The sequence below is a fragment of the Agrobacterium larrymoorei genome, from assembly GCF_013322225.1.
Classification (GTDB): domain Bacteria; phylum Pseudomonadota; class Alphaproteobacteria; order Rhizobiales; family Rhizobiaceae; genus Agrobacterium; species Agrobacterium larrymoorei_A.
Window position 1 is genome coordinate 1 of sequence record NZ_JAAMFB010000009.1, and the last position, 23,007, is coordinate 23,007.

A 23,007-nucleotide genomic window follows, 5' to 3' on the forward strand; every position below is an offset into this window, starting at 1 on the left:
CGCCACTTGGCCACAGTCTTCTGATTGATCCCGTAGCGCTTTGACAGAGCCCTCAGGCTCTCTTGACTATTTTGTATTGCTCGACGGATTGCCTCCGTCGTCGTGGCGCTGCCGTGCAGAATTTGTCCCATAGTGCATCCCTCCAAGCTTGGGAAAATAATGCACCATCAAAGTCCGGGATCAAACACCTAGGCTACTGGTGATGCGACCGTGGACCTCAAGTGATGCCGGCTGATGGCCAGGCGTCTTGCCAATCACGACCTTCTGGATGAACTGGCGCACGACGGTAACAGTCGCTGCCTAGCCTGCTCGTCGCCATTGTTGCGGGAAAGCAAGATCAGCTTGCAGATGGTAATCTTGGTATTGGTCGGATTGAACCGCGCCTTGAGCTTGGCAGTCTTCTCGAAGAAATCCTGGATCGACTCATCTGGAGCTGCAAGTTCCGCGGTAATCTGTTCGGACGAGGCTTCGAGTTCGTCTAGCCGGTCGTCAAGGATGGAGAGTCCCGGGCGATGCTCTGCCTGCTAAACGATTGGCGACGATGCAACCATGATATGAAGAGCTCGAAGCCAACTACCTTTTCTTGATCGCACTGGTGTCAGTGGTCACCGGGTTATTTGAATGGACCACCGCCAAAGGCGGCTTCGAATAAATTTCACCGATTTCGGTAGATCGAATTTGCTCAGGAGCTGGTAATTTCTGCTGTTGGAGACCTTCCAAGTTCCATGTCAAAGTTCGGCAACTCTTCCGGTCAAGGTTTATTTGCCACGGTTCCTGTTTAAGCGCTTACAGTGAACCGACCGAATGCACCCCTTGCGAAACATAGCGGCTCTCCCTCGCGGTGCGCGGCACGGAGCACGCGTCCGACAATGATCGAGTGATCGCCCGCGTCGTAGATCGACGACTGGACGCACTCGAACCGGCTGAGCGTGCCGGGGATGATCGGCGCGCCCTCGGGGTTCGATTGCCAATTTAGTTCCGCAAAGCCCAGGCCGCCTCGGGTGAAGCGGGAGCAGAGCGAATCCTGTTCCGCATCCAGAACATGAATGACGAAGTGTTTGGCGTTCGCGAACAGGTCGTGTCGCGACGAAGTCTTGGCGGGCGACCAAAGAATGAGCGGGGGATCCAGAGAGACGGAAGAAAAGCTGTTTACCGTCATTCCCGTCGGACCGTCTGGCGTATCAACGGTTACAACGGTCACACCTGTGGGAAATGTACCAAGTGCATTGCGGAAGCTGCGGGCCGTGGTCGCGTCCGGAACGAAGCTGTGTTCTTCACGAAGATTGACATTTAGCTGGGTCATCAGGGCACCTCACTTCCAATTGCGAGTGAATAGAGCTCGAACCACGTCTGACGGTCCATCTCGACGCTTTCCGCTTGGGAGATGGAGGCGATGCGCGCCAAGTTGTTCGTACCAAGGACCGGCAGGATTTTGGCAGGATGGCGAAGCAGCCATGCAACGGCCACAGCGGCAGTGTCGACGTTTTGCTCTCGGGCAACCCGGTCAAGCGCGTCAGAAAGCAGGCCGGTCTGGTTCATCAGCGATCCGCCGCCAAGAGGAGACCAAGCCATGATCGGCAAGTCGCGCTCCTGCAGATACGCCAGATCTCCATTGGTGAAAGACGAGGTTTCCGCAAGGCTGATTTCGATCTGGTTCGTGACCAATTCTTCGGTCATGTTAGATTGCAGCAGTGAAAAATCCCATGGGCGGAAATTCGACACGCCAACGCTTCTGACTTTGCCCGACGCGACCAGGTCATCCAGCGCGGCTCCGGTTTCTTCAGGGTCCAGCATCGGGTCCGGGCGATGGATCAGCAAGAGATCGATGCGATCCGTGTGCATGTCACGAAGAGAAGCTTCAACGGATTCTGTGATGTGCTTTGCCGACGTGTCGTAGTGCTTGACGCGTGCTGCCGAATGACGGCCAGCGGGTGCAACGATGCCGCACTTGGTGACGATTTCGATCTTGTCTCGTAGGGAAGGCGCTTCACGAAGCCCGCCGCCGAGGATCGCTTCCGCAGTATAGCCGCCATAGATGTCGGCCTGATCCATGGTGGTGATGCCTTGTGCAAGGCAAGCCTCGATCTTCGCCTGAACATGGCGCGGCGATGTGTCGGCATCGTCGCCGATACGCCACATGCCGTAGACGAGGCGGCTGAAGGACAGGCCGGATGTGATGTCGATGCGTTGCATTAGTGGCGCTCTCCATTGCCCAGCGGAGTTGCCGGGGTTTCAGCAGGAACTCTACCGCGCACATGCGGCAGAGAGCAGGTTTTCATTTGTGGTAGAACTTTGCGTCCGAAATGCTCGGCCTCGTCGAGGTGCGGATAGCCGGACAGGATGAAGGCACGAATACCCATCTTCTGGTATTCTTCCAGCTTGGAAAGCACCTTATCGGTCGAACCGACAAGCGCTGCACCGCAGCCAGACCTTGCACGGCCAACGCCGGTCCACATGTTGGGTTCGACATAACCGAACTGATCGGCCTGTTCGCGTGCTTTGGCCTGATGCGAAACGCCGAGCGAAATGCTGTCATGGGCCCGCGAACGAATCTGGCGGCCATATTCGTCATCGAGTTTCGAAACCAGATGCTCGGCATATTCTTGCGCTTCCGCCTCAGTATCCCGAACGATCATATGGACGCGAAGACCATAGTCGAGAGTGCGTCCGTGCGCTTCTGCGCGGGCATGGACGGCACGCATGCGTTCCGCAAGCTGCTCTTTTACCTCGGGCCACATCAGGTAGACGTCGCATTGCGCGCCACACAGTTCCAAAGCGTCTGGGGAATAGCCTCCGAAATAGAGCAGCGGGCCGCCGTTCTGCTGATAGGGTCTCGCAGGTTCTGTGGAAACGTTCTTGAACTGATAGATTTCACCGTCATGGTCGATCGTATCCTGCGTCCATGCCTTACGCAGTATCTCCACCACTTCCTGACTACGCCTGTAACGATAGGCGCTATCGGCAACCTCGCCGGGGAAATCCGAGCTGATGACATTGAGCGTCAGGCGGCCCTTCAGCATGTGATCGAGCGTCGCAACCGTGCGCGCAAGCATGATGGGCTGCATCTCGCCGCAGCGGATTGCAGCCAGAAAATTGATGTCTTGTGTAATGGGAGCACAACCTGCAACGAAGCTGAGCGTATCCTGTCCGACCTGGTAAGAAGAAGGGCAGAGAATATTACGGAAACCGAGTTCCTCAGCTTTTCTGACGATCGACGAGCAGTGATCCCAGCTGGAACGCAGGCTACCGTCCGGCACGCCGAGAAAGGCGTAATCATCGGAACAAAGCGCTGAAAACCAGGACACCTCGGCAGCATCGAGATCGGCAGAGGTTACGGGTACGACAGTCATAAAATTTCCTCCCTAACGTCCAGTTGCTATTTGAATATCATCCGACTTGATGTAAATCAATAATGTATCAATTTTTTATGCCGTGGGAGATGAGGCGTTGAAAATGAAGAGTACGAGGGGAAGTTTGCCGGTGTATCTCCAGATCGCGGAGACACTTGTGCGGGATATAGCCGCAGGTTCGCTGATAGACGGAGAGAAACTTCCGCCTGAGCGCGACATGGCCAAGGATCTGGGAATTGCGGTCGGTACGCTCAGAAAGACGCTCGCAGAACTCGAAAGACGCGGATTGCTGGAGCGTATACAGGGTTCCGGCAATTACATCCGCGCGATTAACGATCCGCAGAGTGTCTACGCCATGTTCCGGCTGGAGCTGATTGAGGGCGGCGGTTTGCCAACCGCGGAAATTTTGAGTGTCAGTCGAGAGGCAAAGGACAAGAGCCTGCCGATGTTTGGAACGTCTTCAGAGGGGCATCGCATCCGTCGTCTGCGCAGGATCGGCGGCAAGATCGCAGCAATCGAGGAAATTTGGCTTGATGGTTCCTACGTCGATTCGATGGCGGTCGAGGATTTGTCCGAATCCCTCTACCTTTATTATCGTACGCGATTGAACCTCTGGATCGCGAAGGCCGAAGATTACATCGATCTTGGGCGCGTCCCTGGCTGGGCGCCTTCGGTTTTCCGGCCAGCGCAGGGTGACCTTACCCCCCATGTTTTGCGCATCAGTCATTCGCACGAGGGCGAGAAGGCCGAGGTGTCGCACACGTGGTACGACCATACCGTTGCTCGATATGTCAGCCGATTGCGCTGAAAAGGCAACGGAAAGACCGATACGTCTAATGTCTGCTGTAACCGTGGAAATTATCTCGTGATATCAACCAAAAATCAGATGAAAAAACGCGAAATGAATAAAATTGATACACTATTGATTTCTTATTTTTCGTAAGTATGATTTTTGTCAATTAGCTCGCCGGCAAAGGCGAGGCCTGGGAGGGATAGATGGCTTCCATAAGCCTGCGTAATTTGGAAAAGACCTACGGTGCCCTTCGCATCGTCAAGGGGATCGATCTCGAAATCGCCGATGGCGAATTCGTGGTGTTCGTCGGTCCGTCCGGTTGTGGCAAGTCCACGACGCTTCGCATGGTAGCCGGACTGGAAACGATCAGCGGCGGCGAAATTCGCATCGGCGATACGAAAGTAAACGATCTTCCACCACGTGGGCGAGATATCGCCATGGTGTTTCAGGATTACGCGCTTTATCCGCACAAAACTGTACGTGAGAATATGGGCTTCAGCCTTAAGGTTCGCGGCGTTCCGCAGGCCGAAGCAAATAACCGTATCAACGATGCGGCGGAAATGCTGGGCATTGGCCACCTTCTCGATCGCCGCCCCGGCCAGCTCTCCGGCGGACAGCGCCAGCGCGTGGCCATGGGTCGCGCCATCGTGCGCCGACCACAGGTGTTCCTGTTCGATGAGCCCCTGTCCAACCTTGACGCCAAGCTGCGCGGGCAGGTTCGCACAGAGATCAAGCGCCTTCACCAGCAGATCGGAACGACCATCATCTACGTCACGCACGATCAGGTCGAGGCCATGACGCTGGCTGACCGCATCGTCATCCTGAAAGGCGGAGAGATCGAGCAGGTCGGCACACCAGACGAGGTTTACAACCGTCCACAGAGCGTTTTTGTCGGGGGCTTCGTCGGATCGCCTGCAATGAATTTTGCCAAAGGCAAGGTGTCGGGTGGTCAGTTGCGGTTGGGCAATGGTGATGCGCTCTCTTCACCAAGCCTGCGTCTTGGTGAAGCAGCGGCGAACGAGGGACGCGATATACTCATCGGTATACGCCCGGAACACTTCGGGCCCGCACAGGATGATGCGGCTGTCATTTCCGCTCAGGTGCAGGTTGTCGAACCGCTCGGGTCTGACACGTTGGTGCATTTCAACATCGGCAGCGATACGCTGACCGCCCGCATGGCGCCGGATGCGCGCCCGGTTGTGGGCGAAACGATCCGGATCGGTGTCGATCCGTCTAGAATTCATCTGTTCGATGCGCAGACAGAGCGTGTCATTAACTGAGCTTTGCGTGGTAGAGGAGCCTGCCACGACCCTATTTCAAACCGGGAGGATAAAATGAAACTCAACATTCTTAAGGGCGCACTTGTGGCGTTGGCCTTTTCCAGTTCGCTTGCAAGCGCTGCCGATCTGAAGATCTACATCTCCAGTCAGCATCAGCCACAGGTCTGGCGTCAGGTTCTGGACAAGTACGAGGCTGCAAACCCCGGCACAAAGGTCGCCATTGAAACTGGCGGCAATACCTCTGAAGCCCAGGCCCAGTATCTCAACACCATCATGTCTGCGAAGGATTCTTCGCTAGACGTCCTGATCCTCGACGTCATTCGCCCTGCGCAGTTTGCCGCGGCTGGCTGGACCGTGCCTTTCGAGGGCAAGGACATGTCTACCTATTTGCCGGCCTATTCGGAAGCAAACACCGTCGATGGCAAGGTTGTCGCCCTTCCGGCTTTCGCGGATTCCATGTTCCTCTACTACCGCAAGGATCTGCTCGATAAATATGGCATCGCGCCACCCAAGACTTGGGACGAATTGACCGCAGCAGCCAAGAAAATCACTGAAGGCGAAAAGACCCCCGATCTCCAAGGGCTTTCCTTCCAGGGTAAGGCGATCGAAGGCGCGGTCTGCACCTTCCTGTTGCCATACTGGAGCCAGGGCAAGAACCTTGTCGAAAACGGCAAGCTGACCTTCGACAAGGAAGCAGCCGTCAATTCGCTGAAGCTCTGGAAGAGCTTTGTCGATCAGGGTGTCGCCAAGAAGAACATCGCCGAGGTCGCAACTGACGATACGCGCAAGGAATTCCAGGCAGGTAATGTAGTCTTTGCCGTCAACTGGTCTTACGCGTGGGCGCAGTCTCAGGGCAAGGAATCCGCCGTTGCCGGTAAGGTCGGCGTAGCACGCCTTCCGGCGGTTGCCGGTGGTGAGCAGGCGACCTGCCTCGGCGGCTGGGAGTGGGGCGTTTCCGCCTACTCCAACCACAAGGACGATGCGCAGAAGCTGGTCGAATATCTTTCCAGCCAGGAAGTTTCCACCTTCATGGGCGTCAACGCCTCCCTGCTGCCGACATATCCTGCCGCCTACAAGGATGAAGCTGTTCTGAAGGCCGCACCTTGGTTTGCCGATGCGCTGCAGGTGGTGGAAACGGCAAAGCCGCGTCCGGTAACGCCACGCTATAACGAGGTCAGCGAAGTCATTCGTACCACTGTCAATGCCGTGCTGGCGGGCGTCACAACACCGGAAGACGGTGCGGCGCAGATCGAAACGCGTCTCAAGCGGATCATTCGATAAACGTCGACCTTAAGGAAATGCCGATGTGTCATCGGCATTTCCTGCCTGTCAATTCAGACTCATTGGGAGATGCGACGGTGACAACCTCGTCTCTGCACGTCACGCACGGCGTGGACAAGCCCGCGCCGCGCTGGTCGAACTGGCTCGATCTGGGCGACCGCGCGCTGGCTGTTCTGCTGCTTGCGCCGGCCGGCATTCTGCTTGCGCTGATCATCGTCTATCCCGTGATGAAGCTGGGTTATACCAGCCTGTTCAACCTGTCGCTCACATCCGGTCTTCCCGCGGAATTCGTCGGGCTCGATAACTACCGGCTGATGCTGGAAGATCCGGTCTTCTGGGAGACAACGTGGAATACGGTGCTGATCACGCTGATCACGGTGCCGGGCGCATTGTTCGTAGGGCTTGGCCTCGCACTTCTGGCCAATCTTCCCTTCGGTGTTCAGTGGCCGGTACGCCTGTCGCTTCTTATTCCGTGGGCGCTGCCTCTTTCCTTTGCGGGCCTGATTTTCGCATGGTTTTTCCACTCGGAATATGGCGTCGTGAACGACGTGCTCAATCGCTTCGGCTTTGAGGGCATCATCTGGTTCAACTCCCCCGGTTGGGCCTTTGCCGCGATCTGCCTGACCATTATCTGGAAAACATCGTCCTTCATGGCGCTGATCATTCTCGCCGGTCTCCAGACCATACCGCGCTCGCTTTACGAGGCGGCGGATGTAGACGGTGCTGGGCGCCTGCGCCAGTTTTTCGAAATCACGCTGCCGCTTCTGAAACCAGCCATCGTCGTAGCCCTCATCTTTCGCACGATTACGGCGCTCCAGACATTCGACATTCCCTATATGATGACGGGCGGTGGTCCGGGCACGTCCACGGCGACGCTTGCCATGTATATCCACCAGAATACCGTCTCGTTTCTCGATCTCGGATATGGCTCGGCGCTTGCAGTGGTCATGTTTGCGCTTTCCATGATCGTGACTTTCATCTACCTGCGCGCCATCCGAACGAAGGAATAAGCCATGAGCACCGTTTCCTCTTCCGGCCTTTCCTCCATACTTTCCGGCAAGCCCTTGCGCTTTTTCGCGGGTGCCGCGCTCGTCATCAACGGCATGTTTCCGGCGCTGTGGATTCTCTTCACATCCCTCAAAACCGAGGCCGAACTGACGGCAAAGCCGATTACATGGTTTCCGCACGCTCCGACGCTTGCAAACTACATGCAGGCTTTTTCGGATCAGCCGCTGCACATTTTCCTCTTTAACAGCTTCATGGTCGCACTGCTGTCCACCGCACTGACACTGCTTGTTTCGGTCCTGGCAGCCTATGCGCTGGCCCGTCTCAATCTGCGATATCGCAATCTCATCCTGTCCGTCATCATCGCGGTATCGACCTTTCCACTCGTCACCCTGCTCGTGCCGCTGTTTGAAACCATGCGGACGCTTAACCTGCTCAACACATGGGTAGCACTTGTTCTGCCCTATACCGTCCTGTCGCTGCCGGTCTGCACGTTGATGCTCGTCTCCTTCTTCGAAGGCATCCCACGTGATCTGGAAAATGCGGCGATGATCGATGGTTGCACGCGCATCGGCGCTCTGTTCAAGATCGTCGTGCCGCTTTGCGCGCCCGGCGTATTCACCGCAGGCATTCTCGCCTTCGTCAACGCCTGGGACGAATTCCTTCTGGCGCTGTCCTTCAACTCCAATCCCGCGCTTCGCACCTTGCCGGTTGGCATTCAGCTTTATCAAGGTGAATTCGCCTTCCCCTGGCCAGTCATTTCGGCAGCGCTTGTGGTCGGCATCGTGCCGGTTGCGATCCTGATCGTAATCTTCCAGGAACGCGTCGTTTCCGGCCTCACCGCAGGCGGTATCAAGGGCTGACCTTCTTAGCTCAGCCAACGCCCATTGAACGCGAACTGCCCCGCGAATGAAAGTTTGTACTATGCATTTCGAAAAGACAGCAGATGGTTTCGATCTCTCCATCAATGGCACGCTCGTCCTGCGACACAGCACGGATGCCCCGGCCTTTTTCGCGGGCAGGGGCGAAGAGCGGATTGACATGTATCGCGGCAACTTCGATATCGAGGACTACGTGGTCGAGCGCGTGGCGCTTTCCCATGCCGAGGTCGATGGCGAGACAGTCAGGCTTTCTGCAGCAGCGGGACAGCCCGCGCGTCTGCTCCTTCGGCTTCAGAACAATACTGTTCATCTTGAAGCACTCGATCCATCGATCAATCGTCTCTGGTTGCGTTTTGCTGCCGAAAAGGGTGAGCATGTCTGGGGCGGTGGCGAGCAGATGTCCTATTTCGACATGCGCGGTCGCCGCTTTCCGCTTTGGACGTCAGAACCTGGCGTCGGTCGTGACAAGACGACGGAGATCACCTTCAAATCGGACGTGCAAAGCAAGGCGGGTGGGGACTATTACCACACCAATTATCCGCAGCCGACTTACTTGTCGTCTCGGCATTATGCCTTGCATGTCGAAACGAACGCTTATTCCGTTTTCGATTTTCGCCGGGAAAATTTTCACGAGATCGAAATCTGGGCCATTCCGGACCGCATCGAGTTGTTTGCGGCGGATACTTTCGTAGATATCGTCAGCCAGCTTTCGCTTCGCTTCGGGCGTCAGCCTGAACTGCCGGAATGGGTCTATGGCGGTGCGATCATCGGCCTCAAGAACGGCGAAAAATCCTTCGCCCGGCTGGACAAGATCCGTGCCGCCGGTGTTAAGGTCTCCGGGCTCTGGTGCGAGGACTGGGTTGGCCTTCGCCACACATCATTCGGCGCACGGTTGTTCTGGGACTGGAAAGCCAATGATGAGCGTTACCCTGCGCTACGCCAGAAGATCGCGGAGCTCGCCGATAGCGACATTCGCTTTCTCGGCTACGTGAACCCTTATCTCTGCGTCGATGGTTCGCTCTTTCCTGAAGCCGAAGCTAAGGGCTATTTCGCGACGGATGACGAGGGAAAGACCGCATTGGTCGACTTCGGCGAATTCGACTGTGGCGTAGTCGATTTCACAAACCCGGATGCTGCTGAATGGTTTGCGGAAGATGTCATTGCCAAGAACATGCTGGACTTCGGCCTTTCTGGCTGGATGGCCGACTTCGGTGAGTATTTGCCGATCGACATCAATCTCGCCAACGGCGTCGATGCGAAACTGATGCACAACGCTTGGCCGACCCTGTGGGCCGAGGTGAACGCGAAGGCGGTAAAAAGCCGTGGCAAGACCGGTGAAACGCTGTTCTTCATGCGTGCAGGCTTTACCGGCGTACAGGCGCATTGCCCTCTTCTCTGGGGCGGGGACCAGTCGGTTGATTTCACCCGTCATGACGGCCTCGTCACGGTCATGTCGGGCGCGCTGTCCTCCGGACTTCTTGGAAACGCATACCACCATTCGGATATCGGCGGCTACACCAGCCTCTTCGGCAATGTTCGCACGGCAGAACTCTTCATGCGCTGGGCTGAAATGGCGGCGTTTACACCGGTAATGCGCACCCATGAGGGCAATCGTCCACGTGACAATCTTCAGCTCGATCAGGACGAGGCGGTGCTGGCACATTTTGCCCGCATGACCAAGATTTACGTCCATCTCGCGCCTTATCTCAAGGCTTTCTCACACGAAGCGGCACAGACAGGGCTTCCCGTTCAACGGCCCCTTTTCCTGCACCATGAAGAAGATGCGCGCACCTATGCCATTCAGGACGCTTATCTCTACGGCCGCGACCTGCTCGTCGCTCCGGTTTGGAGGGCGGGCGAAGCAGAGCGAACTCTATATCTTCCTAAAAGCACCACATGGGTGCATGTGTGGAGTGGCCAAATCTATGAAGGCGGCCACGAGGTAATCGTGCCAGCCCCAGTGGGCAGCCCGCCAATCTTCTACCGTCAGGACACCCAAAGCGCGGAGCTGTTCGCCGCCATCCGAGATGTCTGAACGGAGCCAGAGTAAGAAGACCTCGCCGCGTTTTCAAGTCTATGGCGAAGAGCGATCTGTCGCTTTTCGCCATAGACTTGCGAGCGGCGTTGGTTCTTAACAGACACGTTATGGCGCCTGCAAAAGGCGCCACATCATCCGCACCTATACGTAGCCAGAAGAAACTAATGCTCCACTAGCATTTGCATCTGTCGCCCAATCCGCGTCATTTAATTCGTGTGGGCATCAGAGGCGCCAAGAATGCGGAACTGCATCTTAATGTATAATGAGGAATTTCTTGGCTTTAGGAAAGCGTTGGCTGGGGAACCTGGATTCGAACCAAGATTAACGGAGTCAGAGTCCGTCGTTCTACCGTTGAACTATTCCCCAACGCTTCGGAGTGGCTGCGCCGCTTCGATAGGGGCGTCTATAAATGATTTATCTGTCCATGCAAGTGCAAAATTCATTTTCGGGTGTTCTTTTTAGACGGCTACTCAAAGTCTGGCTTTGGTGGAGCGCGGGGTCGAGAGCAGGAGACTGGTTTCGCTGCCGGTGATGCCGGGAACGAGGCGGATGCGGCGCAGAGCGGCGTCGAAATCGGTCAGGCTGGCCGCGCTAAGTTCCAGGATCAAATCCCAACGGCCATTGGTGGAGTGAATTTCCGAAATTTCCGAAAACCCTCCGAGCGTTTTGATAACGCGGTCAGTTACGTGCCCCTCGATCTCGATCATCATGATGCCGCGGATCGCTTCCTCCACCGTATCGGCCCGCAGGATGACGGTGTAGCCGACGATCGTGCCCGTCCGTTCCAGTTTCTCGATTCTAGCCCGCACGGTCGCTCGCGATGCATCTGTTTCAAGCGCGAGATCGGAAATGCTCCGTCTTCCGTTGTGGCGGAGAAGTGTAATCAGCTTTTCGTCAAGACTGTCCATGAATCACCAAATTGACGGTTTGATTGATCGAAATGATAAGTCCTATCCCTTATCTTGCCAATCTAAACTGTTCGTTCTGCCATCTGTTCATGATCTGATGTCTTTTGTGATAAACGATGGAGAGCGGTGTGGACTGCAAACTTATTGGTGTTCCGTTACAGATCGGTGCCGGACAATTGGGCTGTGAAATGGGGCCAAGCGCCCTGCGAATTGCTGGCCTCAAGGTCGCTCTGGAAGAACTGGGACACAGCGTCACGGATCTCGGCAATATTACACCGGCGCCTTTTCGTGAATTGACCCATCCAAATCCTGCGGTTCATCATCTGCCCGAAACCGTTGCGTGGACTGAAGCGCTGATCGATGTCGCATATCGTGAGAGCGCGGAGGCGATGCCGATCTTCCTGGGCGGTGATCACGCGCTTTCGGCAGGCACGGTCGCGGGTCTTGCCCGTCGGGCTGGCGAAGCGGGCAGGCCTCTCTTTGTGCTCTGGCTGGATGCCCATACGGACTTCCACACGCTCGACACGACTAGCAGCGGTAATCTGCATGGTACACCGGTGGCTTATTACACTGGGCGAAGCGGTTTCGACGGCTATTTCCCGCCGTTGATACACCCTGTCGATCCATCCAATATCTGCATGATCGGTATCCGCAGCGTAGACCCTGCAGAGCGCGCAGCGTTGCGGGACTCTGGCATCACCATTCACGACATGCGCTCCATCGACGAACACGGCATGGCAGTGTTGTTGCGCGAATTTCTTGCACGCGTCGAGGCGGCGAACGGGCTTTTGCATGTGAGTTTCGATGTCGATTTTCTCGATCCCGCCATTGCGCCCGCCGTGGGCACGACCGTGCCGGGTGGTGCGACATTTCGGGAAGCGCATCTGGTTATGGAAATGCTGCATGACAGCGGTCTCGTCTCCAGCCTCGATCTGGTCGAACTCAACCCCTTTCTGGATGAGCGGGGACGCACGGCAACCTTGATGGTGGATCTGACGGCAAGCCTCATGGGCAAACGCGTAATGGACCGCCCCACTCGGGCAGGCTGACGAGGAGGAAACCAATGACTGCTGCACCTAAACTGAACATCGTCCCCTTCGTCAGCGTCGACCACATGATGCGACTGCTTTTGAAAGTCGGTATCGAGACTTTTCTGCGCGAGTTGGCAGATGTGATTGAGGAAGATTTCCTGCGTTGGGAATCCTTCGATAAAACACCGCGGATAGCCTCTCACTCGAATGAGGGCGTCATCGAGCTCATGCCGACCAGCGATGGCACGCTTTATGGCTTCAAATACGTGAACGGGCATCCAAAGAACACGAAAGAAGGGCGCCAGACCGTGACGGCCTTCGGTGTTCTTTCCGATGTTGGCAACGGCTATCCGCTGCTGCTTTCCGAGATGACGATACTGACCGCGCTCCGAACTGCAGCAACCTCGGCTGTGGCGGCCAGACATCTTGCAAGGTCTGATGCCCGTTCCATGGCGATCATCGGCAATGGCGCACAGAGCGAATTTCAGGCTCGCGCCTTCAAGGCGATATTGGGTGTCGACCAATTGAAGCTCTATGATATCGATCCGGCAGCGAGCAGAAAATGCGAAGCAAATCTCGCCGGGCAGGGCTTTTCCATTATTATCTGCGATAGTGCGGAAGAAGCGGTGGAAGGTGTAGACATCATCACCACCGTCACCGCCGACAAGCAGTATGCTACGATCCTGACGGACAACATGGTCGGACCCGGAGTCCATATCAACGCAATTGGTGGCGATTGCCCGGGTAAGACGGAACTACACCGGGACATACTGCTGCGCTCTGATATTTTTGTGGAATACCCGCCGCAGACGCGCATAGAGGGTGAAATTCAACAACTGGATGAGGACCATCCGGTGATGGAGCTATGGCAAGTCATGGCAGGCTTGGCAGCCGGCAGAACGGACGGTCGGCAAATTACACTCTTCGATAGTGTGGGCTTTGCAATCGAGGACTTTTCAGCGTTGCGTTACGTTCGTTCCAAGCTGGCCGCGACTGGCCTGTTCGATGATCTGGACCTGCTGGCAGACCCGGACGATCCACGCGATCTCTACGGTATGTTGCTGAGATGCGAGGCGGCAAACGGAAAGCCTGCGGCTGCGGCAATCGCTTGAGGTCTAGCGCCGATTTTTGCGGGCGGCCATCTGTTCGCGCCATATCGTAAAAAGACCGGCGGCAATAACGACCATTGCTCCGATGACCATATGTAGCGTCAGCACTTCGCCGTAGATGGTAACGCCGACGATGGAAACCAAAACGAGCTGATAATAGGAAAAGGGTTGAACGGAGGCGGCATCGGCGAGTTCGAAGGCACGGATTAGCAGATAGTGCCCGCTGGCTCCGGTGATGCAGAGGGCCAGCATCCATAGCCAGTCCTGCGGTGCCATGTTGACCCAGTAAAACGGGCCCACAAGGGTAAGCGCTGCGGCACCGGCAACACCGGTATAGAAAAAGCTCGTCATCGCAGTGTCGCTGCGGCTGGCAAGTCTGGTCAACACGCCATAGAGCGCCAGCATGAAGGCTGCGACGAAAGTGATGAGCAGGGTGAGATCGAAACCGGTTTCGTCCGGTTTCAGAATGATCAAAACACCAATGAACCCCACAAGGATCGCTGACCAGCGTCGCCAGCCAACTTTTTCACCGAGCAGCGGAACCGACAATGCCGCTACGATGAGAGGGGTGGACGCGAAGATGGAGTGCGTGTGGGCCAGTCCGACCGTGGTAAAGGATATGATCGCAAAAATGATCTGCACCGCAAGGAGGACACCGCGGCTTACCTGAAGCCAGAAGCGGTTTGAATACGCCGCTCCCTTTACGCCACCTTGAGAGCGCGCCGCTATAATGACGACGAAAATCGCGAAGGCCCAATAGCGTAGCATCGTCACGAAAACCGGCGAATAGGTCTGGCCCAGATGCTTCGAGATGCCATCCTGTGCTGCAAAAATCGTGAACGCCAAAAGCGCGTAAAGTAATCCGGCTGATTGGGAGGGCATATAAAACTCTGGGCTGAACCGGTGCAGGAAAGGCACCAGTAATTTTTAGATGTCGTGAATGTAACGGAAAATACGAGTCACGAAAGTGCTTTAGGCGTTCCACGACGGTTTGTCAGCGAATAGCTGCCTTGCAACAACAACAGCACAGATGAGCGACTAAAAATTTTCAAAAATCGCTCTTGTATCTCTAGTTGCTAGAGGTCGTAGACCATATTCAGATAAAATCGGGAATATGGATATGAGCGCGTTTTCGACAACCAGATTTCGAATCGGCGGCATGGATTGTGCATCCTGCGCCAGTAAGATCGACACGGCAGTTCGGCGTATGCCGGGTGTTGAGGACGTCTCGGTTTCCGTTACTGCGGGTACGATGACGCTCAACCATGCCGAGGGCAGCGATCTGGAGGCAATCGGCAGAAAAGTGAAAGGGCTCGGCTACACGGTTGAGAAATTGTCCGGGCGCGAAACCAGCAAGAAGCCGGCACATGTGCATGGCCCGTCCTGCAATCACGCGCATCACGACCACGATAAAAGTCACGCTCATGATCATGCGACCCAAGATCATGCCGCTCAAGCCGCAACGTTCTCTGACGTTGAGGGACTGCATGGCCATGATCACGGCCTCTCCAGCGGACCGTGGTGGAAGAGCAAAAAGGGTCGGTCGACGATTTTGGCGGGTCTGGCACTGGTTATTGCCTACGGCGTCGGGCATCTTTTCCCATCGATACAGCTCTATGCTTTCGCACTTGCCATGCTCGTTGGCCTCGTGCCGATTGCACGTCGCGCCATTATGGCGGCATTGGCGGGTACGCCTTTTTCAATCGAGATGCTGATGACGATTGCCGCGGTCGGTGCGCTCGTCATCAATGCCACGGAAGAGGCGGCTGCGGTTGTTTTCCTGTTTCTCGTCGGGGAGCTGCTGGAGGGTGTCGCAGCGGGTAAGGCGCGCGACAGTATCAAGTCTCTTGCCGCACTTGTTCCGAAGACAGCACTTCTGGAAGAGGCGGGCAAGACGCGGGAAGTTCCAGCGGAAACACTTGCTGTCGGCGCCATCATTCTGGTGCGTCCGGGCGATCGGATTTCTGCCGATGGTATTATCGTTTCGGGTGAAAGCGCAATTGATGAAGCGCCTGTGACGGGCGAGAGCGTACCCGTGCGCAAGGGCGCGGAAGATGCTGTATTTGCCGGAACGGTGAATGGCGATGCGGCGCTTCGCATTCGTGTGACGGCATCTGCTGAAGACAATACCATCGCTCGCGTCGTAAAGCTGGTGGAGGAAGCACAGGAAAGCAAAGCGCCGACGGAGCGATTTATCGACCGCTTCTCGAAGTATTATACGCCGGGCGTAGTCCTCGTTGCGGCACTGGTAGTAATCATTCCGCCATTGTTCATGGGCGGTGCCTGGGCCGAGTGGGTCTACAAGGGACTGGCCATTCTTCTGATCGGATGCCCTTGCGCGCTTGTTATTTCCACGCCAGCTGCCATAGCCGCATCGCTTTCCGCCGGTGCTAGGCGTGGGCTGCTGATGAAAGGCGGTGCGGTTCTCGAGGGTTTGGGCAAGGTGACTGCCGTCGCTATGGACAAGACCGGCACGCTGACGGAAGGCAAGCCCAAAGTGACCGATCTCGTACCGTTCGGCAAATCCGGCCCGGAAATATTGCGTCTTGCCGCTGCGCTCGAGACGGGATCGAGCCATCCGCTCGCGTTGGCCATTCTTGGCAAGGGAGAAGAGGACGAGATCGACGTACCGTTCGCAGAGAATGCCAAAGCGCTCGGCGGCAAAGGGGTGACGGCAACGGTCGAAGGGCAGAATATTTTCTTCGGATCGCCAAAGGCCGCGGCAGAGATTGTCACCGTTCCCTTCGCGCATCAACGAATGATGACTTCGCTCAACGATGAAGGAAAGACGGTTTCCGTGCTGGTCGTGGATGGCAAACTGGCGGGCGCAATCGCCATGCGGGATGAGCCGCGTCGCGATGCCATCGACGGTGTGAATGCACTCAAAAGTGCTGGCGTAAAAGTCGTGATGCTGACGGGTGACAACAAACGCACCGCAGCAGCAATCGGGGAAAAACTCGGCATCGAGGTGCGCGCCGAGCTTATGCCTGAAGACAAGCAGCGGATCGTGGGTGAGTTGAAGCTGCAAGGTTTTGTCGTTGGCAAGGTGGGCGACGGCATCAACGATGCGCCAGCACTTGCCGCTGCCGATATCGGTATTGCCATGGGCGGTGGTACGGACGTCGCTCTGGAAACGGCGGATGCCGCCATTCTGCATGGGCGCGTAGGTGACGTTGCAAAGATGATAGAGCTTTCACAGCGCACCATGCGCAATATCTTTCAGAATATTGCCATGTCCCTGGGACTGAAGGCAGTGTTTCTGGTGACGACGATCATAGGGATCACCGGGCTTTGGCCGGCTATTCTAGCCGATACCGGTGCGACGGTTCTCGTGACGATGAACGCCCTGCGGCTGTTAAGGCCCGTCAAGTGACATCGTCTTTGTCGCGGTCATCCGAACGACCGCGACAAAGTTATTTCCACTTATCCTTCGCGCTCTCATCCGCACCTCGCGCGGAAATCCATTCGCCTGTCTTGCCGCTCTCGCGATGTTCTTTTTTCCAGAACGGCGCTGAGGTTTTGAGATAGTCCATCACGAAATTGGCTCCATCGAATGCGGCCTGTCGGTGGCGCGAAGCGGCGATGACCAGCACGATGTTTTCGCCGGTGGCGATCTTGCCGTAGCGGTGGATTGCGGTGAGGCCGAGTAGACTGAAACGTTTGATCGCAATTGCGCCGATGCGGGCGAGTTCCGCTTCGGCCATTCCGGGATAGTGCTCCAGTTCCAGAGCGGAGAGTGTGCCGCCATCATCACGGCACAGACCGGTAAAGGTGACGACAGCGCCAATGCTTTTATCGCCTTGCGTCAGAAACCTTGCCTCCGCAGCGGCATCGAAATCCTCTGCCTGAACGCGGATGGTGGGAATGACGGTCATGTCTCAGCCGCCGGTCATGGGCGGAAATATGCCGATTTCGCGCGCGCCGACGATGCTCTCTTCATGCTCCACATGTTCCTGATTAACCGCCACGCGAATGACATCCGGGAATTCGAAGGCAGCCTCGTATTCTTCGCCGAGGGTCTTGAGATAGGTAACCAACTGACGGGGTGTCGTGACATCGGCAGGAAGGTCGATGTCTTCCTCCGACTTGCCGATCTTTTCGCGGACCCATGCGAAATAAACGAGATGAGCCATCACTCTTCTTCCACGATATGCTTGAGGCCAGCCTTGAAGTAATCATAGCCTGTGTAGATCGTCAGCGCGGCGGCGAGCCACAGCAATGCGATGCCGATCTCCGTGGTATAAGGCAGAATCTGGTCGCCGGCCGGGCCAGCCAGCAGGAAAGCAATGGCAACCATCTGGATTGTGGTCTTCCACTTGGCGATGCGCGTGACCGGAACGGACACCTTCAGCGCAGCCAGATATTCGCGCAGACCAGATACCAGTATTTCACGGCAGAGGATCGTAATGGCGGCCCAGAGTGACCAGCCTGCAATCGTGCCGTCTGCGGCCAGCAGCAGCAGCACGGAGGCGATCAGCAGCTTGTCCGCGATCGGATCCAGCATACGTCCGATATTGGATGTCTGGTTCCATATGCGCGCAAGATAGCCATCGAGAAAATCGGTGAGCGAAGCGATGATGAACAACCAAAGAGCTGTCCAGCGCGCAAAATCCGAACTTTCGAGTTTGCCTTCGACGAAAAAGCACAGGACGATAACCGGCACTGCCAGTATGCGGCCATATGTCAAAAGATTTGGGATGTTATAAGTGCGCGAAGCCATGGAAAACCTGTCTGTCGATATCAGAGCGTTGATGCCGCTCCGAGACGGCAGCGTCAACACCTCATTGTGTTTTTTTAGCGTGCGGGACGCCGGGGCGCTGTTTCAGTCGCGACCGCTCTCGTGGAAGTGATTGTAAATCTGCTTTGCAACGGTTTCGGAAATACCGCCGACGGCCATCAGGTCGGAGAGAGCGGCGCGGGAAACGGCTTTTGCCGTGCCGAAATGTTGCAGAAGGGCGCGTTTCCTGCCCGGACCAATCCCGCTGATCTCATCAAGCGGGTTCTTGATCATTTCCTTTTTGCGACGTGCCCGATGAGAGCCGATGGCAAAACGGTGGGCTTCGTCCCGCATGCGCTGGATAAAGTAAAGAACGGGATCGCGGGGCGGGAGTGAGAAGTCGCTTCGCGAGTCTGTAAAAAACCTTTCGCGTCCCGCATCGCGGTCTACACCCTTGGCAACGCCGATAGCTGTCACGCAATCCCGAATACCCAGTTCATCGAGAATACCACGCACCGCTGTCATCTGGCCCTGGCCACCGTCGATGAGGATGACGTCGGGCCAGGCCGGGAATGGCATATCAACCGCGTCTTCCGGTGAAACGGTTTGGCTACGATCCGGCCGACCTTCTTCCTTCAGCAAACGGGAAAAGCGCCGCGTCATGACCTCGCGCATCATGCCGAAGTCGTCGCCGGGCGTGATGTCGGTCGATTTGATATTGAACTTGCGATAATGGCTTTTTGAAAAACCGTCTGGCCCGGCGACAACCATACCGCCCACGGCATTGGTGCCCATGATGTGCGAGTTGTCGTAAATTTCGATGCGGCGCGGCACATAGGGCAGAGAGAAGGTATCGGCAAAGCCTTTCAACAGACGGGCCTGCGACGATGTTTCCGCCAGTTTACGGCCATGCGCTTCGCGGGCGTTGCCCAGTACGTGCGCGACGATGTCTTTCTTTTCTCCCCGCTGGGGGACAGAAATCGCAACCCTGTGGCCGGTTTTCTCGCCAAGCGCTGCAGCCAGTAACTCCTGCTCGTCTATGGTCTCAGACAGGAATATCTGTTTTGGCACGGGCTTGTCATCGTAGAATTGTGCCAGAAACGCATTGAGGACTTCCGAGCCTGGCAGTGAGGGGTCAGCCTTGGGGAAATAAGCGCGGTTGCCCCAGTTTTGCCCGGTGCGGAAAAAGAATACTTGAATGCAGGAAACGCCGCCTTCGTGATGGATTGCGAAGACATCCGCTTCTTCGATGCCAGCGGGATTGATGCCCTGATGGCTCTGGACGTGGGACAGAGCCGCGAGACGATCCCGATAGACGGCGGCGCGCTCGAAATCGAGGTCTTCCGACGCCTCGTTCATCTGTTTGGCAATCGTCGCCTTTACGCTCTGGCTTTTGCCGGAAAGAAAGTCCTTGGCTTCCGTCACAAGCTCGGCGTACCCCGCATCGCTGATTTCATGCGTGCAGGGGCCGGAACACCGTTTGATTTGATAGAGCAGGCAGGGACGGGTGCGCGTTTCAAAAACGCTGTCCGTACAGGTGCGTATCAGAAAGGCGCGTTGCAGCGAATTGATCGTACGGCCCACGGCACCGGCGGAGGCGAAAGGGCCATAATAATCGCCCTTGCGTGCACGCGCGCCACGATGCTTGAAAATTGCGGGCGCGCGGTTGTCGCCGGTAATCAGAATGTATGGGAACGACTTGTCGTCGCGCAGCAAAACGTTGAAGCGAGGGCGGAAGCGCTTGATGAGGTTGGCTTCCAGCAACAGGGCCTCGGTTTCCGTGCGCGTCGTCACGAATTCCATATGTGTCGTGATCCGCACCATCTGGCCGATGCGGTTGGAATGAAAACGGCCTTGAGCATAATTGCCGACGCGCTTTTTCAGCGAGCGGGCCTTGCCGACATAAAGGACATCGCCCGCTTCATTGAACATCCGATAAACGCCGGGATTGTTGGGCAGATGTTTGACGAACTCCGCGATCAGATCCATGCCCTTCAGGCCGGATTCATTCTTCCAGCCTGCGTTCCAATCCATACCCGCATCATCGCGTTCCGCCACGGCCTCTGCGCCAGCGGCTGCGATATCGTCTTCATCGTCATCGGATTCGTCGAAGAGAACACCGCCGTCTGGCAGCTTCTGTCCGTTCATTCATTAATCTCCGCCACGTCAGGGGTTTCCCAGCTCAAATGCTGGCCCCCGTCAAGTGCGATCATCTGGCCGGTCATCGACGGGGTATCGTAAAGAAAGCGAATCGTCCGCCCGAATTCATCGGGCTTCGGACCTCTCTTCAATATAAGGGCGTCGATCTGCGCCTGAAAGTCCTCAGGGTCCTGTCGTTCGCTTTTAAACGATGGACCGGGACCAATCGCGTTTACCCGAACGCGCGGGGCAAAGCTCTGGGCCATCGTTTGTGTTGCCGTCCAAAGCGCGGACTTCGACAGGGTGTAGGAATAAAAGCGAGGGGTCAGCGACAGTACACGCTGGTCGATTATATTGACGATGAGGCCGGACATGTCCTGCGGCAACTGCTTTACAAGCGCTGCGGACAATATCGAAGGCGCGCGGACATGGACGGCGAAATGCGCGTCAAATGTCGCAGCGTCGAATGTTTCTGCGTCGTCATGCAGGAAAATCGACGCGTTGTTGATAAGAAGGCCGATTGGCCCAAGGGCTTCTGTTGCCTTCGTCATGAGTTCGGACGTTGAAAAAGAATCCGTCAGGTCAGCCGTCACTACGACGGCTTTGCCGCCTTTACGCCCTATTTCGTTAGCGAAATCCTCTGCCTCGGCCGTTGAATTGCGGGCATGGATGGCAACTGCAAAGCCTTCTGAAGCAAGGTATTCGGCGATCGCCCGGCCCATGCGGCGGGCGGCGCCGGTGATCAAGACGGTCTTCGGTATATTCTCTTTCAAAGCGGACCTGTGCTCTGCTTTTGCATCGTTTCGACATAGGTATAGATCGAAACTGCAAGCTTTGCCCATAGCCGGTGGCTTTTATACAGGATTATCGGGTGACAGTCTTGTTGGTGTAACCAGATGTAAATACAAGTAAAAACGATCGTTTCTTAAATTAACGATCCATTATCCTTAATAAAATTCCGTGGCATTTTAGCAACGTCCCATTTCTGTCACGACGCCGCCCCAAACAATTCACATTTTGGCTCTGTGATTTCCTCATTCACCCACCATTTTGCATTTCCAGAAGGGCAGGGAACTAACTGTTTTATACCGCGTTTGGACCGAGTGTTTGAGTACTGCGCGGGTTTGAAAAGGAGAATGGCATGCGTACTATCGTTGCAACACTTATGGCATCCACAATGGCAGCGGCGGCTTTCTCGGCAGCGAGCGCAGCCGATGCCGTTAACGAAGTGCCGCAGGCACCTGTCGCATACGAACAGCCAGCGCCAGTCAAAGACTGGTCTGGCGCGTACCTCGGTGGTACCGTAAACTACGACTGGGGCCGTTTCAGTGGTGGTAGCCGCGATGCGGACGGTTTCGGTGGCGGCCTCTACGGCGGTTACAACTGGCAGAGCGGCCAGATCGTATACGGTGCCGAAGCAGATATCGCTTACGGTGACGAAAAGGGTTCTGCTGGCAACTTCGCCGGTGACTCTTTGGAAGGCAAGCAGAAGCTGAACGGCTCGCTTCGTGCCCGTGTCGGTTACGACATGAACCCATTCATGCCCTACGTGACCGGCGGTCTCGCTGTATCTAACAACGAGATCAGCAACGGTCGCTCTGACGACGACGCTACTGCTCTAGGTTACACGGTAGGCGCCGGTGTCGAAGCTCTCGTGACGGATAACATCACGGCTCGTCTCGAGTACCGCTACAGCGACTACCAGAACAAGGACTTCACACTCGACACCGGTACGGTATCGCGCGGCTTCGATGACCACAGCGTTAAGGCTGGTATCGGCGTGAAGTTCTAATCCTTAACGGATGGAATAGAAAAAGCCGGGGCGTCTGCTCCGGCTTTTTTGTTGAGTGATATCTGGCAAAAATTACGAGGTAGATTTCATCTCCGCATATTGGCGAAAACGCTTTCCGAATTTCTCCGGCCACTCCGCCAGCGTCTTGCGGCCATCGGCCCACTCGCCCGCGAAGCGTAGGTCAAGATATCCGATCATCGCGGCCAGCGCGAAATGACCGCCGTGCAACTTCTTGCCGGTTTTCGGTAGGTTGGCATTCAGGTAGTCCAGCCCCTTCACCACTTTTTTCCACTGCTTGTCGATCCATGGCTGGTGAATTTTATCCTCTGGACGGAAGCGCCTTTCGTAGACGATTGCCAGAAGGCAATCCATAACGCCATCGCACAAAGCTTCGAGTATTTCCGCTTCCGTGCGCTTCTTATGCTTTTTCGGATAGAGCTTACCCTTAGCGTGTCGGTCGAGATAATGCATGATTGCGACGCTGTCATAGACCGAGCCGCCGTCATCCAGCAGCAGGACCGGAATTTTGCCAAGGGGATTGTTGTCCATCAGCGTCGCAGGTTCGGCGCTCGTGTCGACACGCACATCGGTAATGGCGATATCGAGATAGCGCGCTGCCATACGAACCTTGGCGGAATAGGGCGAAGCGGGAGAGTAAAGCAGTTCCATGAGACTGATCCTGT

Annotated in this window: 21 protein-coding genes, 1 tRNA gene and 1 pseudogene; 10 read left to right on the plus strand and 13 right to left on the minus strand. The window is 56.1% G+C overall.

Translation table 11 applies throughout. From position 1 onward, the window contains the following. The 4 genes and pseudogenes from G6L28_RS03935 to G6L28_RS03950 all read right to left on the minus strand — a co-directional run. Positions 1 to 131 (minus strand): annotated as a pseudogene (locus G6L28_RS03935) (IS481 family transposase); the annotation flags it as partial. A gap of 647 nt (positions 132 to 778) precedes the next feature. Then, positions 779 to 1,303, minus strand: a complete 525-nt coding sequence (locus G6L28_RS03940) for a flavin reductase family protein (RefSeq protein WP_174062494.1) — start codon at positions 1,301 to 1,303, stop codon at positions 779 to 781. Then, positions 1,303 to 2,193, minus strand: a complete 891-nt coding sequence (locus G6L28_RS03945; protein ID WP_174062495.1) for an aldo/keto reductase — start codon at positions 2,191 to 2,193, stop codon at positions 1,303 to 1,305. Before G6L28_RS03945 ends, G6L28_RS03940 begins: the two co-directional genes overlap by 1 nt. Beyond that, the gene (locus G6L28_RS03950; RefSeq protein WP_174062496.1) at positions 2,193 to 3,350 is read right to left on the minus strand and encodes an LLM class flavin-dependent oxidoreductase; all 1,158 of its coding nucleotides are present in this window, start codon (positions 3,348 to 3,350) and stop codon (positions 2,193 to 2,195) included. Before G6L28_RS03950 ends, G6L28_RS03945 begins: the two co-directional genes overlap by 1 nt. A 103-nt stretch (positions 3,351 to 3,453) precedes the next feature. Here G6L28_RS03950 and G6L28_RS03955 point away from each other — a divergent pair, with 103 nt between their 5' ends. The 6 genes from G6L28_RS03955 to G6L28_RS03980 all read left to right on the plus strand — a co-directional run bounded on the left by G6L28_RS03955 (position 3,454) and on the right by G6L28_RS03980 (position 10,625). After that, a complete protein-coding gene (locus G6L28_RS03955; RefSeq protein WP_174062497.1) occupies positions 3,454 to 4,158 on the plus strand; it encodes a GntR family transcriptional regulator in 705 nt (234 codons plus the stop codon). Positions 4,159 to 4,346: 188 nt separating this feature from the next. Beyond that, positions 4,347 to 5,423, plus strand: a complete 1,077-nt coding sequence (locus tag G6L28_RS03960; RefSeq protein WP_174062498.1) for an ABC transporter ATP-binding protein — start codon at positions 4,347 to 4,349, stop codon at positions 5,421 to 5,423. Positions 5,424 to 5,477: 54 nt separating this feature from the next. Next, positions 5,478 to 6,704 carry an ABC transporter substrate-binding protein gene (locus G6L28_RS03965; protein ID WP_174062499.1) on the plus strand — a complete coding sequence of 409 codons (1,227 nt, stop codon included), beginning with the start codon at positions 5,478 to 5,480 and terminating at the stop codon, positions 6,702 to 6,704. A 77-nt stretch (positions 6,705 to 6,781) separates the two neighbouring features. Then, the gene (locus G6L28_RS03970; RefSeq protein WP_337795746.1) at positions 6,782 to 7,714 is read left to right on the plus strand and encodes a sugar ABC transporter permease; all 933 of its coding nucleotides are present in this window, start codon (positions 6,782 to 6,784) and stop codon (positions 7,712 to 7,714) included. 3 nt (positions 7,715 to 7,717) lie between these two features. Next, positions 7,718 to 8,572, plus strand: coding sequence for a carbohydrate ABC transporter permease (locus G6L28_RS03975; protein WP_174062500.1), 855 nt, complete (start codon positions 7,718 to 7,720; stop codon positions 8,570 to 8,572). 46 nt (positions 8,573 to 8,618) lie between these two features. Next, positions 8,619 to 10,625 carry an alpha-glucosidase gene (locus G6L28_RS03980; RefSeq protein WP_174062501.1) on the plus strand — a complete coding sequence of 669 codons (2,007 nt, stop codon included), beginning with the start codon at positions 8,619 to 8,621 and terminating at the stop codon, positions 10,623 to 10,625. A 295-nt stretch (positions 10,626 to 10,920) separates the two neighbouring features. On the opposite strand, the gene G6L28_RS03985 is transcribed toward G6L28_RS03980, so the two are convergent. Beyond that, positions 10,921 to 10,994, minus strand: a tRNA-Gln gene (locus tag G6L28_RS03985). Positions 10,995 to 11,098: 104 nt separating this feature from the next. Continuing rightward, positions 11,099 to 11,536: an Lrp/AsnC family transcriptional regulator gene (locus tag G6L28_RS03990; RefSeq protein ID WP_174062502.1), complete on the minus strand. Its 438-nt coding sequence runs from the start codon at positions 11,534 to 11,536 to the stop codon at positions 11,099 to 11,101. A gap of 128 nt (positions 11,537 to 11,664) precedes the next feature. Here G6L28_RS03990 and rocF point away from each other — a divergent pair, with 128 nt between their 5' ends. Together rocF and G6L28_RS04000 are read left to right on the plus strand one after the other, a co-directional pair. Next, complete coding sequence (rocF, locus tag G6L28_RS03995; RefSeq protein ID WP_174062503.1) at positions 11,665 to 12,585, plus strand: arginase; 921 nt, start codon at positions 11,665 to 11,667, stop codon at positions 12,583 to 12,585. Between the two features lie 14 nt (positions 12,586 to 12,599). Then, positions 12,600 to 13,679, plus strand: a complete 1,080-nt coding sequence (locus G6L28_RS04000; RefSeq protein WP_174062504.1) for an ornithine cyclodeaminase — start codon at positions 12,600 to 12,602, stop codon at positions 13,677 to 13,679. A 3-nt stretch (positions 13,680 to 13,682) separates the two neighbouring features. Here G6L28_RS04000 and G6L28_RS04005 read toward each other — a convergent pair whose 3' ends face one another. Then, positions 13,683 to 14,558, minus strand: a complete 876-nt coding sequence (locus G6L28_RS04005; RefSeq protein ID WP_174062505.1) for a DMT family transporter — start codon at positions 14,556 to 14,558, stop codon at positions 13,683 to 13,685. Positions 14,559 to 14,796: 238 nt separating this feature from the next. On the opposite strand from G6L28_RS04005, the gene G6L28_RS04010 reads away from it, so the two are divergent. Further along, complete coding sequence (locus G6L28_RS04010) at positions 14,797 to 17,049, plus strand: heavy metal translocating P-type ATPase (protein WP_174062506.1); 2,253 nt, start codon at positions 14,797 to 14,799, stop codon at positions 17,047 to 17,049. 40 nt (positions 17,050 to 17,089) lie between these two features. Here the strand turns inward: G6L28_RS04010 and G6L28_RS04015 are convergent, their stop codons facing one another. From G6L28_RS04015 to G6L28_RS04035, 5 genes are all read right to left on the minus strand, one after another. Continuing rightward, positions 17,090 to 17,551, minus strand: a complete 462-nt coding sequence (locus G6L28_RS04015; protein ID WP_174062507.1) for a molybdenum cofactor biosynthesis protein MoaE — start codon at positions 17,549 to 17,551, stop codon at positions 17,090 to 17,092. A 3-nt stretch (positions 17,552 to 17,554) separates the two neighbouring features. After that, complete coding sequence (gene moaD, locus G6L28_RS04020; protein ID WP_174062508.1) at positions 17,555 to 17,809, minus strand: molybdopterin converting factor subunit 1; 255 nt, start codon at positions 17,807 to 17,809, stop codon at positions 17,555 to 17,557. Continuing rightward, entirely contained in the window at positions 17,809 to 18,396 is a 588-nt protein-coding gene (pgsA, locus tag G6L28_RS04025; RefSeq protein ID WP_174062509.1) for a CDP-diacylglycerol--glycerol-3-phosphate 3-phosphatidyltransferase, read from the minus strand. The genes moaD and pgsA overlap by 1 nt, the downstream gene beginning before the upstream one ends. Before the next feature lie 102 nt (positions 18,397 to 18,498). Further along, positions 18,499 to 20,541, minus strand: a complete 2,043-nt coding sequence (gene uvrC / locus G6L28_RS04030) for an excinuclease ABC subunit UvrC (RefSeq protein WP_174062510.1) — start codon at positions 20,539 to 20,541, stop codon at positions 18,499 to 18,501. Next, positions 20,538 to 21,374, minus strand: a complete 837-nt coding sequence (locus tag G6L28_RS04035) for an SDR family oxidoreductase (RefSeq protein WP_174062511.1) — start codon at positions 21,372 to 21,374, stop codon at positions 20,538 to 20,540. The genes uvrC and G6L28_RS04035 overlap by 4 nt, the downstream gene beginning before the upstream one ends. Positions 21,375 to 21,673: 299 nt before the next feature. Here G6L28_RS04035 and G6L28_RS04040 point away from each other — a divergent pair, with 299 nt between their 5' ends. Beyond that, the gene (locus G6L28_RS04040; RefSeq protein WP_174062512.1) at positions 21,674 to 22,324 is read left to right on the plus strand and encodes an outer membrane protein; all 651 of its coding nucleotides are present in this window, start codon (positions 21,674 to 21,676) and stop codon (positions 22,322 to 22,324) included. 72 nt (positions 22,325 to 22,396) lie between these two features. Here the strand turns inward: G6L28_RS04040 and G6L28_RS04045 are convergent, their stop codons facing one another. After that, positions 22,397 to 22,993, minus strand: a complete 597-nt coding sequence (locus G6L28_RS04045) for a glutathione S-transferase (protein WP_174062513.1) — start codon at positions 22,991 to 22,993, stop codon at positions 22,397 to 22,399. Positions 22,994 to 23,007 lie beyond the last annotated feature (14 nt).

Bases quoted from the DNA above. Each gene is read 5' to 3' on its own strand.
- G6L28_RS03965 (WP_174062499.1), top strand. From the start codon at position 5,478: ATGAAACTCAACATTCTTAAGGGCGCACTTGTGGCGTTGGCCTTTTCC.
- uvrC (WP_174062510.1), bottom strand. From the start codon at position 20,541: ATGAACGGACAGAAGCTGCCAGACGGCGGTGTTCTCTTCGACGAATCC.
- G6L28_RS04035 (WP_174062511.1), bottom strand. From the start codon at position 21,374: ATGGGCAAAGCTTGCAGTTTCGATCTATACCTATGTCGAAACGATGCA.
- G6L28_RS03940 (WP_174062494.1), bottom strand. From the start codon at position 1,303: ATGACCCAGCTAAATGTCAATCTTCGTGAAGAACACAGCTTCGTTCCG.
- G6L28_RS04010 (WP_174062506.1), top strand. From the start codon at position 14,797: ATGAGCGCGTTTTCGACAACCAGATTTCGAATCGGCGGCATGGATTGT.
- G6L28_RS04040 (WP_174062512.1), top strand. From the start codon at position 21,674: ATGCGTACTATCGTTGCAACACTTATGGCATCCACAATGGCAGCGGCG.
- G6L28_RS03975 (WP_174062500.1), top strand. From the start codon at position 7,718: ATGAGCACCGTTTCCTCTTCCGGCCTTTCCTCCATACTTTCCGGCAAG.
- G6L28_RS03945 (WP_174062495.1), bottom strand. From the start codon at position 2,193: ATGCAACGCATCGACATCACATCCGGCCTGTCCTTCAGCCGCCTCGTC.
- G6L28_RS04005 (WP_174062505.1), bottom strand. From the start codon at position 14,558: ATGCCCTCCCAATCAGCCGGATTACTTTACGCGCTTTTGGCGTTCACG.
- G6L28_RS03990 (WP_174062502.1), bottom strand. From the start codon at position 11,536: ATGGACAGTCTTGACGAAAAGCTGATTACACTTCTCCGCCACAACGGA.
- G6L28_RS04045 (WP_174062513.1), bottom strand. From the start codon at position 22,993: ATGGAACTGCTTTACTCTCCCGCTTCGCCCTATTCCGCCAAGGTTCGT.
- G6L28_RS03955 (WP_174062497.1), top strand. From the start codon at position 3,454: ATGAAGAGTACGAGGGGAAGTTTGCCGGTGTATCTCCAGATCGCGGAG.
- G6L28_RS04015 (WP_174062507.1), bottom strand. From the start codon at position 17,551: ATGACCGTCATTCCCACCATCCGCGTTCAGGCAGAGGATTTCGATGCC.
- G6L28_RS04000 (WP_174062504.1), top strand. From the start codon at position 12,600: ATGACTGCTGCACCTAAACTGAACATCGTCCCCTTCGTCAGCGTCGAC.
- G6L28_RS03960 (WP_174062498.1), top strand. From the start codon at position 4,347: ATGGCTTCCATAAGCCTGCGTAATTTGGAAAAGACCTACGGTGCCCTT.
- G6L28_RS03980 (WP_174062501.1), top strand. From the start codon at position 8,619: ATGAAAGTTTGTACTATGCATTTCGAAAAGACAGCAGATGGTTTCGAT.
- moaD (WP_174062508.1), bottom strand. From the start codon at position 17,809: ATGGCTCATCTCGTTTATTTCGCATGGGTCCGCGAAAAGATCGGCAAG.
- G6L28_RS03950 (WP_174062496.1), bottom strand. From the start codon at position 3,350: ATGACTGTCGTACCCGTAACCTCTGCCGATCTCGATGCTGCCGAGGTG.
- pgsA (WP_174062509.1), bottom strand. From the start codon at position 18,396: ATGGCTTCGCGCACTTATAACATCCCAAATCTTTTGACATATGGCCGC.